This window comes from Candidatus Phytoplasma palmae (genome assembly GCF_046896035.1).
GTDB lineage: Bacteria > Bacillota_I > Bacilli_A > Acholeplasmatales > Acholeplasmataceae > Phytoplasma > Phytoplasma palmae.
The window spans coordinates 1-15261 of record NZ_JBIPDD010000004.1 but is presented as its reverse complement, the minus strand read 5'-3'; the positions used below and the strand labels follow the sequence as shown (position 1 = coordinate 15261).

Genomic DNA, 15261 nt, shown 5'->3' with positions numbered 1-15261 from the left:
ATTCCACTTTTTGGTTATGCATCCAAAAAATATTTTTCCTTTTTGACAAAGACTAAAATTCAAAAGTAAAATAACGTTTTTTTTCAGTAACCTTATAAAACCTCAAACTAAAACTTTACCAGTATTAAAATACTTTATTTTCTTTATTTAGAAGTGGATTTAGTAATCCTGAATTTTATTTTTTATTTATTTATTTTATTTACTTTTTTTTTATCTATTTTTTTATTTACTTTTTAAAAAAATTTTTCAAAATTATTTTCTCTTTTATATATTAGTTATATAGTTATATTGTTATTGTTATTGGTAAACCAAATCAAAAACGGCATTTTTTTTTATTTTTAACGCTTTTTTCATCATTATGCAAAAAGTTATTCCACTTTTTTTATGATTAAAAAAACAATTACTGATAGCAGCGAATCTATTATTTAACTTCGTTAACCAAGCATTAATGAGATTCCATATGATGATGGTTTTTAGTAGTCTTTAAATAATGGCAAAATTGAACCACTATTCGTTATTTTATTCTTTTGATACTCAATCGATAAGTCAAAAAATAGAATTTGATTAAATAATTAATAAAAATTAAAGAGATTAATAATATAGATGTAATAATAAAAAAAAGACCCTTGTAGAGGGTCTAATTATGAGTATATTTAATTTTATTTGCTTCTTGGTGTTTTCTTAATTTAGGGGGTTATTTGGTTGATTAGGGTTTATTTATAGTTATTTTTCTTCTGGAATAGTGTTTAAATCTATTTTTTGTCTTTTTTTAGATCCTTTTCGAAGATCTAATAAAATTTTTGCTGCTTCTAATTCTTTGAAAGAATCTTCTTTGGGAAAAGATCTTTTTAAATGAGGATGTTTTTCTCTTATTTGTTGAATTTTTTGTTTTGCGCTTTTTAATATTTGAAATAATTCCATAAAATCATCAACTTCTTCATCATCAGATGATTCATTAGTGCAAATTTCTTTCCCTTTATTTTTTCTTATTTCAGAGTTATTTTTATCCATTGCCATAACTTTATCATTACTAATTATAAAAAATAATACTATAAAACTTATTAAACAAATATAAATTATGTTACTAAATTGCTTTTTTATTTTAAACATTAATAAATTCTCCTTTAATTTTTTTATTACCAATCATTAGATTGGTGTTTTTTATTTTCGGCTTCTTGGATTTTGTCATAGTTACGTTTATCTTTGAAGAAGGACAAAGTTTTACGGACAGGGTTGAAGCGGAGATGGAAGATGTTTAGTTTTTGTTGTTGATAATAACTAACCTTGTTAAAAAAAACCATCAAAGGTTTGTTTGGCTTTAATCATTGTACATTTTTTATTATCATCATACCATTGATCAATTGTTTCAAATTTAGTTTCTTTTAAAATAAGGATTTCCTCTTTTGGTAATTTTAATAATTTTCATTACTGTTAAAACGAAAAATCCAACCAATAAAAAACTAATAATCCTAAAATAATAAAAAAACATTTAATTATTTTTTTAATTTTGATCATGGTTATTAATTCTTTTAGAAGAATTTTCAATGACACAAATATTTTAACATATCTAACTTTTTAATTAAACTTAAAAACCATTTACAGATCTAAATTATTACAGATTTAACTTTATCATCTGTGTCATTAATTATTTTATTAGATGATTGGTCGGCAAGAGCCATTTCCAGGTTGTTTGGTTTTCTATGATTTCTTTAATTTAATTAAGTTAAAGGTTTGTTTTTATTGGTTAATTCATTATTACGTGTTCCTAAAGTGTTTTTAGAAAAATTGATTCGATTTCCTTTCGTTTTAAAATAAAAAAAAGACCCTTGTAGGGGGTCTTCTAATTTATAAGTTTATAAGTGTATTTAATTTTATTTTTAGTTTCTTGGAGTTTTTTTTCTATTTAGGAGGTTATTTGGTTGATTAGGGTTTATTTATAGTTATTTTTCTTCTGGAATAACGTTTAAATCTATTTTTTGTCTTTTTTTGTTACTTTTTTCAGATTCTCTTTTAATACTTGATAAAATATATGCTTCTATTTCTCCGACAGAAGATTTTTTTAAATGAGGATTGTTTTCTCTTATTTGTTGAATACTTTGTTTTGCTCTTTTTAATTTTCGAAAAAATTCATCAACTTCTTCATCACTAGGTTCATTAGTAGTAGTGCAAATTTCTTTCCCTTTATTTTTTCTTATTTCAGAGTTATTTTTATCCATTGCCATAACTTTATCATTACTAATTATAAAAAATAATACTATAAAACTTATTAAACAAATATAAATTATGTTACTAAATTGCTTTTTTATTTTAAACATTAATAAATTCTCCTTTAATTTTTTTATTACCAATCATTAGATTGGTGTTTTTTATTTTCGGCTTCTTGGATTTTGTCATAGTTACGTTTATCTTTGAAGAAGGACAAAGTTTTACGGACAGGGTTGAAGTGGAGATGAAAGATGTTTAGTTTTTGTTGTTGATAATAACCAACCTTGTTAAGAGCATCAAAGGTTTGTTTGGTTTTAATCATTGTACATTTTTTATTATCATCATACCATCGATCAATTGTTTCAAATTTAGTTTCTTTTAAAATAGGGATTTCCTCTTTTGGTAATTTAATAATTTTCATTGCCGTTAAAAAGAAAAATCCAACCAATAAAAAAACATTTAATTTTTTTTTTTAATTTTGATCATGGTTATTAATTCCTTTGTAAGAATTTTTGATGATATACATACATATATTTTAACATATCTAACTTTTTAATCAAACTTAAAACATTTACGGTTCCGAATTATTAACAGATTTAACTTTATCATCTATGTCATTGCTTATTTTGTATTTTGATTGATGATTAGCTATTTCCAGGTTGTTTGGTTTTCTATGATTTCTTTAATTTAATTTAAGGGTTTGTTGTTGTGCGGATAGATCTTGATTGGTTTCTAGTTCTTCTTGTTTTTGAGTTAAAACATGATCTAAATTAGCTTTTTGCGTTTCTAAAGCTAAACTATTGATTTTTTATTATCGAAGAGTTGGATTTCTAATAATTTTTTCGCTTTAATGATTTCTTCAGAAGTTAGTTGTTGTGTTTCAGTTGTTTTGTTAGTTTCTTTTAATTTCTCACTAAGTTGTGATGTTTTTTTTGGAGTTGTTCTTGTTGAAGATAGGTAGATTCAGTTGTTGATTAAACTGAAACATAATCAGGGTTTGTCAAGGTTACCAGTTCCTCTCTCTTCTGTTTTTTGTTTATGTTTTATCTTCATTATTATTAGTTAAAGTTGATTCTTCATTTTCGATATTAGTTGGATGGAATGATTGTTGAAAAGAAGGGATTTGTATGATTAATGTTGGGAGATTTTCTATTTTATTTTATTTGTTAATTCCACTTTTTGGTTATGCATCCAAAAAATATTTTTCCTTTTTGACAAAGACTAAAATTCAAAAGTAAAATAACGTTTTTTTTCAGTAACCTTATAAAACCTCAAACTAAAACTTTACCAGTATTAAAATACTTTATTTTCTTTATTTAGAAGTGGATTTAGTAATCCTGAATTTTATTTTTTATTTATTTATTTTATTTACTTTTTTTTTATCTATTTTTTTATTTACTTTTTAAAAAAATTTTTCAAAATTATTTTCTCTTTTATATATTAGTTATATAGTTATATTGTTATTGTTATTGGTAAACCAAATCAAAAACGGCATTTTTTTTTATTTTTAACGCTTTTTTCATCATTATGCAAAAAGTTATTCCACTTTTTTGCCAAGTTATTCCACTTTTTTGCCAAGTTATTCCACTTTTTGACTAAGTTATTCCACTTTTTGACTAAGTTATTCCACTTTTTTTAAAGTTATTCCACTTTTTGAAATCCATATTTTTTCTGATTTGTTAAAAAAAGAGAAAAATTTTCTTTTTTTTTACTGTTTTTTTAAAAAATGAAGAAAAAATTTTTTTTTTATAGAAAAAAAGTGGAACAACTTCTTAAAAATGGAAGTTATTCCACAAGTTATTCCACTTTTTTTAAAAAAAAAATTCTTTAAAAACAATCCAAAAAACTTCATTTATAAACTTTGTTCAAAAGTTATTCCACTTTTTTTAAAGTTATTCCACTTTTTTATTTTTTGTGGAATAACTTTTTAAAATCATAACTTATTCCACTTTTTGGTTATGCATCCAAAAAATATTTTTCCTTTTTGACAAAGACTAAAATTCAAAAGTAAAATAACGTTTTTTTTCAGTAACCTTATAAAACCTCAAACTAAAACTTTACCAGTATTAAAATACTTTATTTTCTTTATTTAGAAGTGGATTTAGTAATCCTGAATTTTATTTTTTATTTATTTATTTTATTTACTTTTTTTTTATCTATTTTTTTATTTACTTTTTAAAAAAATTTTTTATATTAAAAAATTAAACAAAAATAACTTTTTACATTCTCTTAAAAAGAATTGGAAAAGTATTTGAAAATTATATTCCATCACATATAATATAAAAAGTCGTAGATGTCACTTGTGATGGAGTGTATCTATGACTTTTTGTTTTTTGTTTATCAAAAAATAAGTGAATAAAAAAAAAATCTATATAACTTTTGGAGAAGTTATATAGAAAATATTAATTAAGAAAGCAGGTTTTATTCAATGGTTATAATTGAATTTTTTTCTAAACTTTTTCATTTTATTTTTGATTTTGTTAAAGAACAATATCAAAATATTTTACAATTTAAAAATATTGATTTTTCCAATACGACAAACTTTCTTCCTAGTTTAGGAAGCCTTAGTATTTGTGTATTTGCTTTAGTGAAAATAATCTTTTTCATTATTGTAATTTACTTTATCAAAGATATTTTGAGAATTGTTTTTAACTCTTTGTATTATGTTTTTTATATCATACAAAAGGTTTTCAAAATAATATCTTTTCCTTTTTATTGTATCACACAATTATTGAGAAAAGAAAGAAAAGAAATTTTAAAACTAGTAAATAAAGTTATTATAAAAATTATAATAATTATTTTTGACCTTCTTTTTTTTAAAAGAAGTTATTTCGTGAAATAATTCTTATAATAAATATAATAAATATAATTCTTCTTCTTATCCTGAAACCTGAAAGTCAGCTTTTTGTGTATATTGGCTTTGGTATTTCTGGAATAAGAGAAATTATAAGAAACAGAAAGGAGCATGTATCAAAATGCTAAATAAAAAAATTTCGCAATTATTTATTTTTTTATTTTTAATTATTTTAATTATAACCTTTATAACCTTTTTATTCTTTAATTCTTCGCAAAATGTGAATGAATTTGCGGACAATAACGAGGAAGTTTCTGCGTCTTTTCAAGACAAGTTGCATGAAGTCGATTCTACGCAAAAAGAAACTTCTTTTGATATTATAAATCAAAATTCCTTAAATAAAAAAGATATTAAAAATAATAGAGATATAATGAGATTATTTGATTTGTCATCTTCTGAAGAAGTTAAATCACAAGATCAAGAAGTTAAATCACAAGATCAAGAAGTTAAAAAGGATGATTATTTTCATAAGACTGTTGAAAACACTTTTGAGACTGTAGAAAATACTTCTCAATATGAAAATTATAAGGTAGAAATGTTAATTGATTTATTTGCTCTGCGTCTTCGTTCTGGTCAGATTACTCTTCAAGAGTTAAGTAAAAAAGTTAATATTCCTGAGTTAAAAGGAGAGAATATTCAAGGTAAAAATGTAGAAGAAGTAATTACTATTTTAACGGAAAATATTCGTCAAAATTCATCAAAATGATGAATTTTTATAAAAAAGATAGAAGAAAGAATAATATTAAGATGATCTTTCATCTATAATATTTTAATAATTTAATATCTTTTAAAAGTTTTTTAAAAATGAAAATTTACTAGTATTAAAGTACTTTATTTTTTTCTTTTAGAATTGGATTTAGTAATTTTTAATATTTATTTTATTTACTTGTTTAAAAAAAATTTTGTTAAAATTATTGTTAAATAATATTTTGTTTTTAATTTATAATTATATTAAATTGATTTTTTAAAATTGAACTTATTTTTCCAAGAAAAATAGATTTAATTTATGTAATTTTTTATATAAAAAATTAAGATTTATTAACAAGTTAAATATTCAATTAAAATAAAATAATTTTTTTAATAATTTAATATAAAATAAATACGCAAAAGAGTGTTTTTAAAAAAAGGTAAAATATGAAAAATATTAAAAATAATCATTATGAAATATATCGTTTGATCGAATCAGAAAAAGAAAGGCAAAAAAAATATTTAAATTTAATTGCTTCTGAAAATTTTGTTTCATCTTCTATTTTAGAAGCTCAAGGAAGTGAATTAACTAATAAGTATGCTGAAGGTTATCCTAATGATAGATATTATCAAGGATGCGAATATATAGATGAAATAGAAAAAATAGCGATTGAAAAAGCTAAAATTTTATTTAATGTTAAATATGCTAATGTTCAGCCTCATTCAGGTTCACAAGCTAATATGGCAGTTTTTCAAGCATTATTGAAACCAAATGATGTTATTTTAGGAATGTCTTTAAGATCTGGTGGTCATTTAACTCATGGAACTAAGATTAGTTTTTCAGGTATTTTTTTTAAATCTTATAGTTATAATGTTTCTCCTAAAACAGAAGTTATTGATTATGAAGAAGTTAGAAAAATAGCGAAAGAAGTGAAACCTAAATTGATTATTGCTGGTGCTTCTTCTTATTCTCGAATTATTGATTTTAATATTTTTAGAAAAATAGCTGATGAAGTTGGTGCATATTTTATGGTAGATATGGCTCATATTTCTGGATTAGTTGCTTGTGGATTGCATCCTTCTCCTTTTTTAGCTAATGCAGATGTAGTTACTTCTACTACTCATAAGACTCTGAAAGGACCTAGAGGAGGAATTATTTTATCCAATAATGAAGAAATTATGAATAAAATAAATAAAAGTGTTTTTCCAGGAATTCAAGGAGGACCTTTAATGCAAGTTATAGCTGCTAAAGCTATTGCTTTTGAGGAAGCTTTAAGTCCAAAATTTAAAATTTATCAACAAAATGTAATTAAAAATTCCAAAATTTTATCATACACTCTTAAAAAATTAGGATATCGTATAATTAGTGGTACAAGTGAAAATCATTTGTTATTGATAGATATTAAGCACAAATTTCCTTACCTTAACGGTAAGAAAGCTGCTGAAATTTTGTATAAAGTTAATATTACTGTTAATATGAATGCTATTCCTTTTGATAAAGAAAAAATGTCTTTAACTAGCGGAATTAGGGTAGGAACTCCTGCTATGACTCAAAGAGGATTTCAAGAACAAGAATTTATTCAAGTTGCTCACTTAATAGATGAAGCTTTAAACAATTATAAAAATGAAAAAATTTTAGAAGAAATTGGTAAAAAAGTTATTTTTTTAACTAAAAAATTTTCTTAAGAAAAAAAAATATAATTTTTCAATTTTCATTTTTTATTTTCAACTTTAAATGATAAAATTATCTTAGTGTTTTAAAAAAAAAATATAAAAAAAGGAATTATTTTATGAAAAAAAATAAAAAACAACCAGATTTTTTTGATATAGAAGTTACTTGTGTTACTTGTAATAAAAAATATCAAATTGGTACCACTGTCAAAAAAATGAAAATAGAAACTTGTTCTAACTGTCATTCTTTTTATACAGGATCTCAAGATTTTGTAACTGTAGCTGGACAAATAGATAAATTTTATAAACGTTATAATTCTGGTGACAAAAAACAAGAAAAAAATAAAAAAATATAAATATAATTTAAATTAGGAAGGTTTTTAATTAAAAAAAATAAAATGTTTTCGTCAGTAAAAAGAGGTTTTGTTGAAGTAATATGTGGTCCTATGTTTTCAGGAAAAACAACAGAATTAATTAAAAGAATTAAATTTTTAGAATTGTCTTGTTTTAGTTTTTTAGTTTTCAAACCTAAGATAGATAATCGTTATTCTTTTGAAGATGAATTGATAACTCATGATTTAAAAACTTTTCGTTCTTTAACTATTGAAAAAAGTTTAGAAATTTTAAATTTTGTTAATGAAAAAACAGAATATTTAATATTAGATGAAGTTCAGTTTTTTGATAATCAAATTGAAAAAATTTTGAATGATTTATCCTATAAAGGAATTAATATTATTGTTGGTGGTTTAGATTTAGATTTTTGTGGAAGGCCTTTTGGTTCTATGCAATACTTATTATCTATATCTGATAAAGTTACTAAATTGAAGTCTTTTTGTGTTGTTTGTGGTAAAGAAGCTTCTAGAACGCAGAGAATTGTTGATGGTAAAATTCCTAAAAGTGATGATCCTATTGTTTTAATTGGAGGTAAAAATTACCATGAACCACGTTGCAAAAAGTGTCATAAATTTATTAAAATTTAAAAAAATATTTTTTTAAATTTTATATTTTATAAAAATCAATGAAAAAATTTAATTATTAAAATAAAAAATAAAATAATGTATTGTATAATTTGTATTATGGATAAAAAACATTTTTTTTTCATGGAAGAAGCTTTGAAAGAAGCTAAAAAAGCTTTTTTCAAAGGTGAAGTTCCTGTTGGTTCTATTGCTGTTTTGAATGATAGAATAATCGCCAAGGCTCACAATAGTACAAAAAAAAGTAAATTATTTTTTGCTCATGCTGAATTTTTAGTTTTGCAAAAAATAAATTATAAATCTAAAAATTATAGGTTTGAAGATATTACAATTTATACTACTTTAGAGCCTTGTGTTATGTGTTTAGGTGCTTTAATACAAACTCGTATTAGAAAATTATATTTTGGTACTTCTAATTTTAAATTGGGTTTTTTAACTAATGTTTATTTTTCTTTTGCTAATGTTCCTTATTTAAGAAATATATCTGTAAAAACAGGTTTGTTATCTGAAAAAAGTGAATTAATTTTAAAGAAATTTTTTTCTTTTGTTAGAAAAAAAAGGTAATTTTTAAATATTTTTTAACTGATAATTTAAAACCTTTTGTCAACCATTATTCAATAAAAAAAAATGAATCTGGTCAGGGCTTTATTGAAGCAGCCATAAGTTTTATTTTTATGTGGATAATGGTTGATAAAAGGTTTTAAAAAAATTAAAAAATATATTTTGTAAAATAAAATAAAAAAAGTAAAGTTGTAAAAATTATGAATTTTTTGTTAAAATTTTTTAAAAAAAAAAATAAAATTGAACTTTTTCCTTTTATTTTTGATTCCGTTAAGGGAAAATCTTTTCGCGAAGAAAATTATTTAATAAAAAATAAAAAAAAAAAAATTGAATTTTTTTCTTTAGAAAAAAGTAAATATTATTCTCATTTTATTGGAATGAAACAATATACTGTTTGGAGTATTAAAGGTAATATATATAGAGTTTTTGTAGAGAAAAATTATTATTGCGAATTTATAAAATTATATTGTAAAGAAATTAATATTTTATATATGAAATTTTTATATGAAATATTGAAAAAACGTTTGGAAATTATTTTAAAAAATTTTGTTTTTATTTTTTTGTTTTTTTTGTTATCTGTTGTTTTTTTTGTTTTTAGTTATATCATTATTGATGATAAATATAACTCTTTAATATTTTCTATTTTTTTATTTTTATTTTTCATTTTTTGTTGTTTTTATATTATAATTAAGGGAAATAAAGTTTTTTTAAATTATAAAAAAAAATTATGGGATGAATTAATTTTTAAAGTTAAAAAAATTTTAGGACCAAATGTTTTTGAAGATATTGTTAAAAGACAAAATGAATATGAACCTTTAGTAGAAGAAGACATTAAAGAAAAAAAAGTAATTAACTAAAATAATAAGTAATTAAATAAATTATTTATTATTTTTTTATTTATTTTTTTTATCTATTTATTGATAAAAATATAAAATGTAGCGTTGTAAGAGGAAAAGAAAAATGTTTTATGAAAGTATTGTTATTGGAGGGGGTCATGCAGGAGTAGAAGCAGCTTGGGCTTTATCTAAAAAACACAAAACTTTATTAATTACGGGTAAATTAAATAAAATTGCCTTTATGCCTTGTAATCCTTCTATTGGCGGTCCAGCTAAAGGAGTTGTTGTTAGAGAAATAGATGCTTTAGGAGGTTTAATGGGTAAAGCTGCAGATTTTTCTCAAATTCAAATGAAAATGTTGAATACTTCTAAAGGTCCAGCTGTTAGAAGTTTAAGAGCTCAAATAGATAAAATTAAATATCCAAAAGTTGTTTTAAAAATGTTAAAAAAAGTTTCAAATTTAACTTTATTAGAAGGATTAGTTTATAATTTTATTATAAAAAATAATAAAGTTGAAGGAGTTTTATTAGATAATGGAAATATTATTTATAGTAAAACTGTTATTTTAACTACTGGAACTTATTTATCTAGTAACATTTTAATAGGAGAAAAAAGAATAATTTCAGGCCCTAATAATGCTCCTACTACTCATAATATTAGTGATCAATTAAAAAAAGATTATGGATTTGAAATTATTCGTTTAAAAACAGGTACTCCTCCAAGAATTAAAAAAGATACTATTGATTATGAAAAAACAACAATACAATTTGGAGATCCTGTGTTTCAAACTTTCAGTTATCCTTCTGTTATAAAAAGTTTAGGAATTCAAAAACCTTGTTTTTTGTTACATACTAATAAAGATACTCATCGATTAATTAAAAAAAATTTAGATAAATCTTCTATGTATGGTGGTTATTCTCAAGGTACAGGACCTCGTTATTGTCCTTCAATTGAGGATAAAATAGTTCGTTTTTGCGATAAAGAAAAACATCAACTTTTTATAGAACCGGAAAGTTTAGAATCGGATGAAATGTATTTGCAAGGTTTATCTACAAGTATGCCTGAAGAAGTTCAAGAACAAATTTTAAAAACAATTCCCGCTTTAGAGAGAGCGGAAATTACTAAATATGCTTATGCTATTGAATATGATGCCTTCAATCCTAATCAATTAAAATATAGTTTAGAAACTAAAAAAATTGAAAATTTATTTTTTGCTGGTCAGATTAATGGTACTAGTGGTTATGAAGAAGCTGCTTGTCAAGGTTTAATGGCTGGTATAAATGCTAGTTTAAAAATGCAAAATAAAGATATTTTTCTTTTAAAGAGAAATGAAGCTTATATAGGAGTTTTAATTGATGATTTAATTAATAAAGGAGCAAAAGAACCTTATCGTTTGTTAACTTCTAGAGCAGAATTTCGTTTATTATTGAGGCATGATAATTCTCATTTACGTTTATATAAATATTCTTATCAAATGGGTTTAATAGATGAAATTCTTTATCGTCAATTAGAAGAAAAAAATTATCAAATAAATTTACTAAAAAAAGAATTAAAAACAATTATTGTTAAAAATAATGAAAAAAATAATGAATATTTAAGAAGACATAATTCTTCTGAAATTAAAGAAAATACTAATCTTTATAAATTATTAAAACGAACAGAAATAAATCATCAAATTATAGATTTTTTTTTAAATAAGAAATATTCTTTAGAAGTTTTAGAGCAAGTAGAAATTCAAATTAAATATGAGGATTATATTTTAAAGTCTTACAAAGAAGTAGAAAAAATTTCTTCTTTGGAAAAGAAAAAAATTCCTTTAGAAGTTGATTATTTTAAAATTAACAATTTATCTATGGAAGCGAAAGAAAAATTAACAATAGTTAAACCTAATAATTTAGGTCAAGCATCAAGAATTTTAGGTGTTAATCCTTCTGATATTTCTATTCTTCATGTTTATTTGCAAAGGTATAAAAATGTTTGAGCAAAATTTAAAAGAACAATTTAATTTAAAACATGAACAATTAGAAAAATTTAGATTATATTTTTTACATTTAAATAAATTTAATGAAAAAATAAATTTAACTTCTTTAGTTTCAACAAAGGATGTATATATTAAACATTTTTATGATTCTTTATTATTAACTAAAATTATTGGTTGTGATTGTTTTAAAAAGAGAAGTTTATGTGATTTAGGAACAGGAGCAGGTTTTCCTAGTATTCCTTTGAAAATTTTTTATCCTAAAATGAAAATTTTTTTAATTGAATCTTGTTTAAAAAAAATAGTTTTTTTGAAATTTATTGTTAAGATTTTAAATCTTAGTGATGTTTTTATTTTTAATGAAAGAATTGAAAAACATAATAAAAAATATAATTTCGTTGTTGCTAGAGCTTTAGGAAATTTTGAATTAATTTTTAATTTAGCTTCTAAAGTAACTAAAAAAAAAGGTTATTTTATAGCTATGAAAGGTCCTTTTTATGAAAAAGATTTAGAAAAAACTAAAAATTTTTTTCATTTTAAACTTGAAAAAATTTTTCCTTTTGAATTACCTTTTTATTTAGGTAAAAGAGTTAATTTATTGTTTCGAAAGATAAAATAAAAAAATTTATATAAAAAAAAAATGAAAAAATTCATTTTTTTTTATATAAAATCATTTTTATTAAAATTTTTAATTTCAATTTTATTATTGTTTATAAAAATTAATAATTCTTTTTCTTTTATGTTTGAAAAATTTATTTTATTTATTAATTCTTTTCTATTTAAAACTGCTATTATTCCAAAATTTAAACTTAAAAGATTTGCTTCTTTAATGTTGGTTACAATTGCAAAAACACAAATTGATGGATGAAATTTAGAAATATTTAAAGCATTTTCAAAATTATCAACTATAATAGCTTTTGCTGGAATGTTAAAAGCAAGAATAACAGCGTTTAATAATAATTGTTCTTTAATTGTTTGGGCTTTATATAGAGATGCAAAATATTTATAATTTAATTTTTTTTCAGATTGATTATTTATTTTGCTCATATATTGAACAGATTCAACAGGATATTTTCCTGAAGCAGATTCACCTGAAAGCATTGTTGCTGTAGTTCCTTCTCGAACAGCATTAAAAACATCTGATATTTCAGCTTTAGTAGGTCTAGGATTTTTTTGCATTGATTCTAACATTTGTGTTGCTACTATAACTGGTTTACCTTTTTTTAGGCATTTTTCAATCATAGTGCTTTGATATGAAGGTACTAATTCTCCATCTACTTCTATTCCTAAATCTCCTCTTGCTACCATAATAGAATCTGCTACTTCTAAAATTTCATCTAAATTGTCAAACCCTAATTGATTTTCTATTTTTGCAATAATTTTTATTTGGTTTTTGTTTTCTTTTAAAATATTTTTTATTTCTTGAATATCATTTGATGTTCTTACAAAAGAAGCAGCGATAAAATCATAATTTTCTTTTATAGCAAATTTAATATCTTCAATATCTTTTTTAGATAAAAAATCCAATTTTAAATCTACATTAGGAACATTTATTCCCCTACGTGATTTAATTGAATGAGTGTTTTCGGCTTTAGTTATTAGTTCTTTTTTTTCTTCATCTTTATCAATTACTTTTAATGAAAGATATCCATCGTCTACAAAAACTGAGTCCCCTATTTTCAGTTCTTCAAAAAAATTTTTATAGTTTACTGAAAAAATTTTATCATTTCCGATAATTTCTTTAGAAGTAATTCTAACAATTGAATTTTTTTTTATTTTAGTTAATTTTTCAAATTCATGAGTTCTTATTTCTGGTCCTTTTGTATCTAATAATATAGCAACATGAGTTTTCAATTCTTTGTTTAATTCTTTAATGTTTTGTATTAAAAGTCTACTTTGATCATAATTTGCATGTGAGAAATTAAATCTAGCTATATTCATTCCTGAAAGTATTAATTTTTTTAAAATTTTTTTTTCATAAGATGCAGGACCTAAAGTACAAATAATTTTAGTTTTATTCATAAGAAAAATATAAATTCTCCTTTTTACATTTGATTATTTTAATAAAAAATAAAAATATATTTTATTTTATATTAAAACCAAACTAAATTTAATAAATAAAAAAAGAATATTAAAATTTTAAAAATTATTTTATTTATAAATTAAACCAAAAGAAAAAGTTGCTAATGCAAAAATAATAGGACCAACTATTCTTGTAGCTATCATAGCAAATGGTAATAAATTTATTCTATTGCTGATTGACATTACACCAATATTTCCAGTTCCACCAATACTATGAGAACAAATTCCAGCTGTTAAAGCAGCTTCTAATGGATAGAAATTAAAAATTTTAGACAAACAGAATGTTATTAATATTACTGTAGAAAACGACATAATAACCATTAATAAAATGTTTTTATCTATAATACAATTCATAAGTTCATTGAAATTTGTAGTTAAACCTAATCCCGCCAAAACAGGAGCAGTAAATATTTTAGTCATAAAGTTACCAGCTTTACCTACGTGTATTTGTTCTTCTTCTGGTAAAATATTAAATATTTTTATAATTAATAAAATAGCTATTACATAAACCATAGCATCTAATTTAAATTTTACGCCTGCATTTTCAACAATATATGTATTCAACATATTTCCTATAGAATAAAAAGCGAAAACAATTAACATGCCGGATCCTATACTTTGTATATTTGCCATTTTATCATCTGAACCTGATCTTCTTGAACCATAACTATTTTTTTCTAAATTTCCTCTACCACTAAATTCAGTTTTATCTAAAGAAACAGTCAGTAAACCTGCAAAAAAGATACTTAAAACTCTTGCTAGAATTAAAGGCGCTATAATAGCAGTTCTTATTAGCGAAGCATCTCTTCGAAAGTAATCATAGTAAAGTGAATTAGCAAAACCATTTATTCCTAAATTAGTCCCTCCATTAGTTAAAGGCACAGCTACAAAAAATATAGAATCAAAAAAAGATCCTCTAGATTTATGAGAGAAAATGCTTGGGCATCTGTAATTTAAAAGATAACCTAAACAACCTGTGATTAAAATAGAACTACCTATAGCTATTAAAGTTAAAGGAATAAATTTTTTTATAGATCGTTTTAATAATGAACCTTCTACGCTACAAATACTACCAGCAATAACTATAGTTATAAAAAATTGAGAGAAATTTATACCAATTCCTTGATCACGTAAAGCTGGTTTATTAAAAAACATTTTATCAAAATATTCGGCAATCCAATAATGTATATATCCTTCTCTAACTAAATAAGAAGGTACTATTATACATAAAATAAACCCTAAACCCAATTTATTCAAAAATGGTATTTTTTGGCCTATAAAATTTAAAGCAATCCCTAAAGTCATCATTATAAGAAAAGGAGTTAATAATGGATGCCATAAATTTTGTATTCTGTATGCAATCGAGATAGAATTAGACCGTTTTTCTATTACTAGATATTAATCTAAGCCCCT

14 protein-coding genes and 1 other RNA gene are annotated in these 15261 nt (G+C 22.5%); 10 read left to right on the top strand and 5 right to left on the bottom strand.

Annotated features, from left to right (window positions below):
* Window positions 1–723 precede the first annotated feature (723 nt).
* The 3 genes from ACHMP6_RS00975 to ACHMP6_RS00965 form a co-directional block, all read right to left on the bottom strand.
* Complete coding sequence (locus tag ACHMP6_RS00975; RefSeq protein WP_412097667.1) at window positions 724–1110, bottom strand: SVM family protein; 387 nt, start codon at window positions 1108–1110, stop codon at window positions 724–726.
* Window positions 1111–1940: 830 nt separating this feature from the next.
* Window positions 1941–2315: an SVM family protein gene (locus ACHMP6_RS00970; protein WP_412097666.1), complete on the bottom strand. Its 375-nt coding sequence runs from the start codon at window positions 2313–2315 to the stop codon at window positions 1941–1943.
* Between the two features lie 26 nt (window positions 2316–2341).
* The gene (locus ACHMP6_RS00965) at window positions 2342–2653 is read right to left on the bottom strand and encodes a hypothetical protein (protein ID WP_412097665.1); all 312 of its coding nucleotides are present in this window, start codon (window positions 2651–2653) and stop codon (window positions 2342–2344) included.
* Window positions 2654–4633: 1980 nt separating this feature from the next.
* On the opposite strand from ACHMP6_RS00965, the gene ACHMP6_RS00960 reads away from it, so the two are divergent.
* The 10 genes from ACHMP6_RS00960 (at window position 4634) to rsmG (ending at window position 12385) form a co-directional block, all read left to right on the top strand.
* Window positions 4634–5047 carry a hypothetical protein gene (locus tag ACHMP6_RS00960; RefSeq protein WP_412097664.1) on the top strand — a complete coding sequence of 138 codons (414 nt, stop codon included), beginning with the start codon at window positions 4634–4636 and terminating at the stop codon, window positions 5045–5047.
* A 133-nt stretch (window positions 5048–5180) separates the two neighbouring features.
* On the top strand, window positions 5181–5765 hold the full coding sequence (locus tag ACHMP6_RS00955) for a hypothetical protein (protein ID WP_412097663.1): 585 nt from the start codon (window positions 5181–5183) through the stop codon (window positions 5763–5765).
* 428 nt (window positions 5766–6193) lie between these two features.
* Window positions 6194–7432, top strand: coding sequence for a serine hydroxymethyltransferase (gene glyA, locus ACHMP6_RS00950; RefSeq protein WP_412097662.1), 1239 nt, complete (start codon window positions 6194–6196; stop codon window positions 7430–7432).
* Window positions 7433–7536: 104 nt separating this feature from the next.
* On the top strand, window positions 7537–7773 hold the full coding sequence (gene rpmE, locus ACHMP6_RS00945; protein WP_412097661.1) for a 50S ribosomal protein L31: 237 nt from the start codon (window positions 7537–7539) through the stop codon (window positions 7771–7773).
* Between the two features lie 42 nt (window positions 7774–7815).
* Entirely contained in the window at window positions 7816–8397 is a 582-nt protein-coding gene (locus ACHMP6_RS00940; protein WP_412097660.1) for a thymidine kinase, read from the top strand.
* A gap of 75 nt (window positions 8398–8472) precedes the next feature.
* Window positions 8473–8955, top strand: coding sequence for a nucleoside deaminase (locus ACHMP6_RS00935; protein ID WP_412097659.1), 483 nt, complete (start codon window positions 8473–8475; stop codon window positions 8953–8955).
* Window positions 8956–8992: 37 nt separating this feature from the next.
* Window positions 8993–9087, top strand: an RNA gene (gene ffs, locus ACHMP6_RS00930) — signal recognition particle sRNA small type.
* Between the two features lie 65 nt (window positions 9088–9152).
* Window positions 9153–9809, top strand: a complete 657-nt coding sequence (locus ACHMP6_RS00925; RefSeq protein WP_412097658.1) for a hypothetical protein — start codon at window positions 9153–9155, stop codon at window positions 9807–9809.
* A 103-nt stretch (window positions 9810–9912) separates the two neighbouring features.
* On the top strand, window positions 9913–11769 hold the full coding sequence (gene mnmG / locus ACHMP6_RS00920) for a tRNA uridine-5-carboxymethylaminomethyl(34) synthesis enzyme MnmG (RefSeq protein WP_412097657.1): 1857 nt from the start codon (window positions 9913–9915) through the stop codon (window positions 11767–11769).
* Complete coding sequence (rsmG, locus tag ACHMP6_RS00915) at window positions 11762–12385, top strand: 16S rRNA (guanine(527)-N(7))-methyltransferase RsmG (RefSeq protein ID WP_412097656.1); 624 nt, start codon at window positions 11762–11764, stop codon at window positions 12383–12385. The genes mnmG and rsmG overlap by 8 nt, the downstream gene beginning before the upstream one ends.
* Before the next feature lie 41 nt (window positions 12386–12426).
* On the opposite strand, the gene pyk is transcribed toward rsmG, so the two are convergent.
* Both pyk and ACHMP6_RS00905 read right to left on the bottom strand, forming a co-directional pair.
* Window positions 12427–13788, bottom strand: a complete 1362-nt coding sequence (pyk, locus tag ACHMP6_RS00910) for a pyruvate kinase (RefSeq protein ID WP_412097655.1) — start codon at window positions 13786–13788, stop codon at window positions 12427–12429.
* Between the two features lie 129 nt (window positions 13789–13917).
* Window positions 13918–15198, bottom strand: coding sequence for a 2-hydroxycarboxylate transporter family protein (locus tag ACHMP6_RS00905; protein WP_412097685.1), 1281 nt, complete (start codon window positions 15196–15198; stop codon window positions 13918–13920).
* Between the last annotated feature and the right edge of the window lie 63 nt (window positions 15199–15261).

Excerpts from the sequence above, each read along its gene's own strand:
- ACHMP6_RS00975 (WP_412097667.1), bottom strand. The coding sequence starts at position 1,110 with ATGTTTAAAATAAAAAAGCAATTTAGTAACATAATTTATATTTGTTTA.
- ACHMP6_RS00970 (WP_412097666.1), bottom strand. The coding sequence starts at position 2,315 with ATGTTTAAAATAAAAAAGCAATTTAGTAACATAATTTATATTTGTTTA.
- ACHMP6_RS00960 (WP_412097664.1), top strand. The coding sequence starts at position 4,634 with ATGGTTATAATTGAATTTTTTTCTAAACTTTTTCATTTTATTTTTGAT.
- ACHMP6_RS00955 (WP_412097663.1), top strand. The coding sequence starts at position 5,181 with ATGCTAAATAAAAAAATTTCGCAATTATTTATTTTTTTATTTTTAATT.
- glyA (WP_412097662.1), top strand. The coding sequence starts at position 6,194 with ATGAAAAATATTAAAAATAATCATTATGAAATATATCGTTTGATCGAA.
- rpmE (WP_412097661.1), top strand. The coding sequence starts at position 7,537 with ATGAAAAAAAATAAAAAACAACCAGATTTTTTTGATATAGAAGTTACT.
- ACHMP6_RS00940 (WP_412097660.1), top strand. The coding sequence starts at position 7,816 with ATGTTTTCGTCAGTAAAAAGAGGTTTTGTTGAAGTAATATGTGGTCCT.
- ACHMP6_RS00935 (WP_412097659.1), top strand. The coding sequence starts at position 8,473 with ATGTATTGTATAATTTGTATTATGGATAAAAAACATTTTTTTTTCATG.
- ACHMP6_RS00925 (WP_412097658.1), top strand. The coding sequence starts at position 9,153 with ATGAATTTTTTGTTAAAATTTTTTAAAAAAAAAAATAAAATTGAACTT.
- mnmG (WP_412097657.1), top strand. The coding sequence starts at position 9,913 with ATGTTTTATGAAAGTATTGTTATTGGAGGGGGTCATGCAGGAGTAGAA.
- rsmG (WP_412097656.1), top strand. The coding sequence starts at position 11,762 with ATGTTTGAGCAAAATTTAAAAGAACAATTTAATTTAAAACATGAACAA.
- pyk (WP_412097655.1), bottom strand. The coding sequence starts at position 13,788 with ATGAATAAAACTAAAATTATTTGTACTTTAGGTCCTGCATCTTATGAA.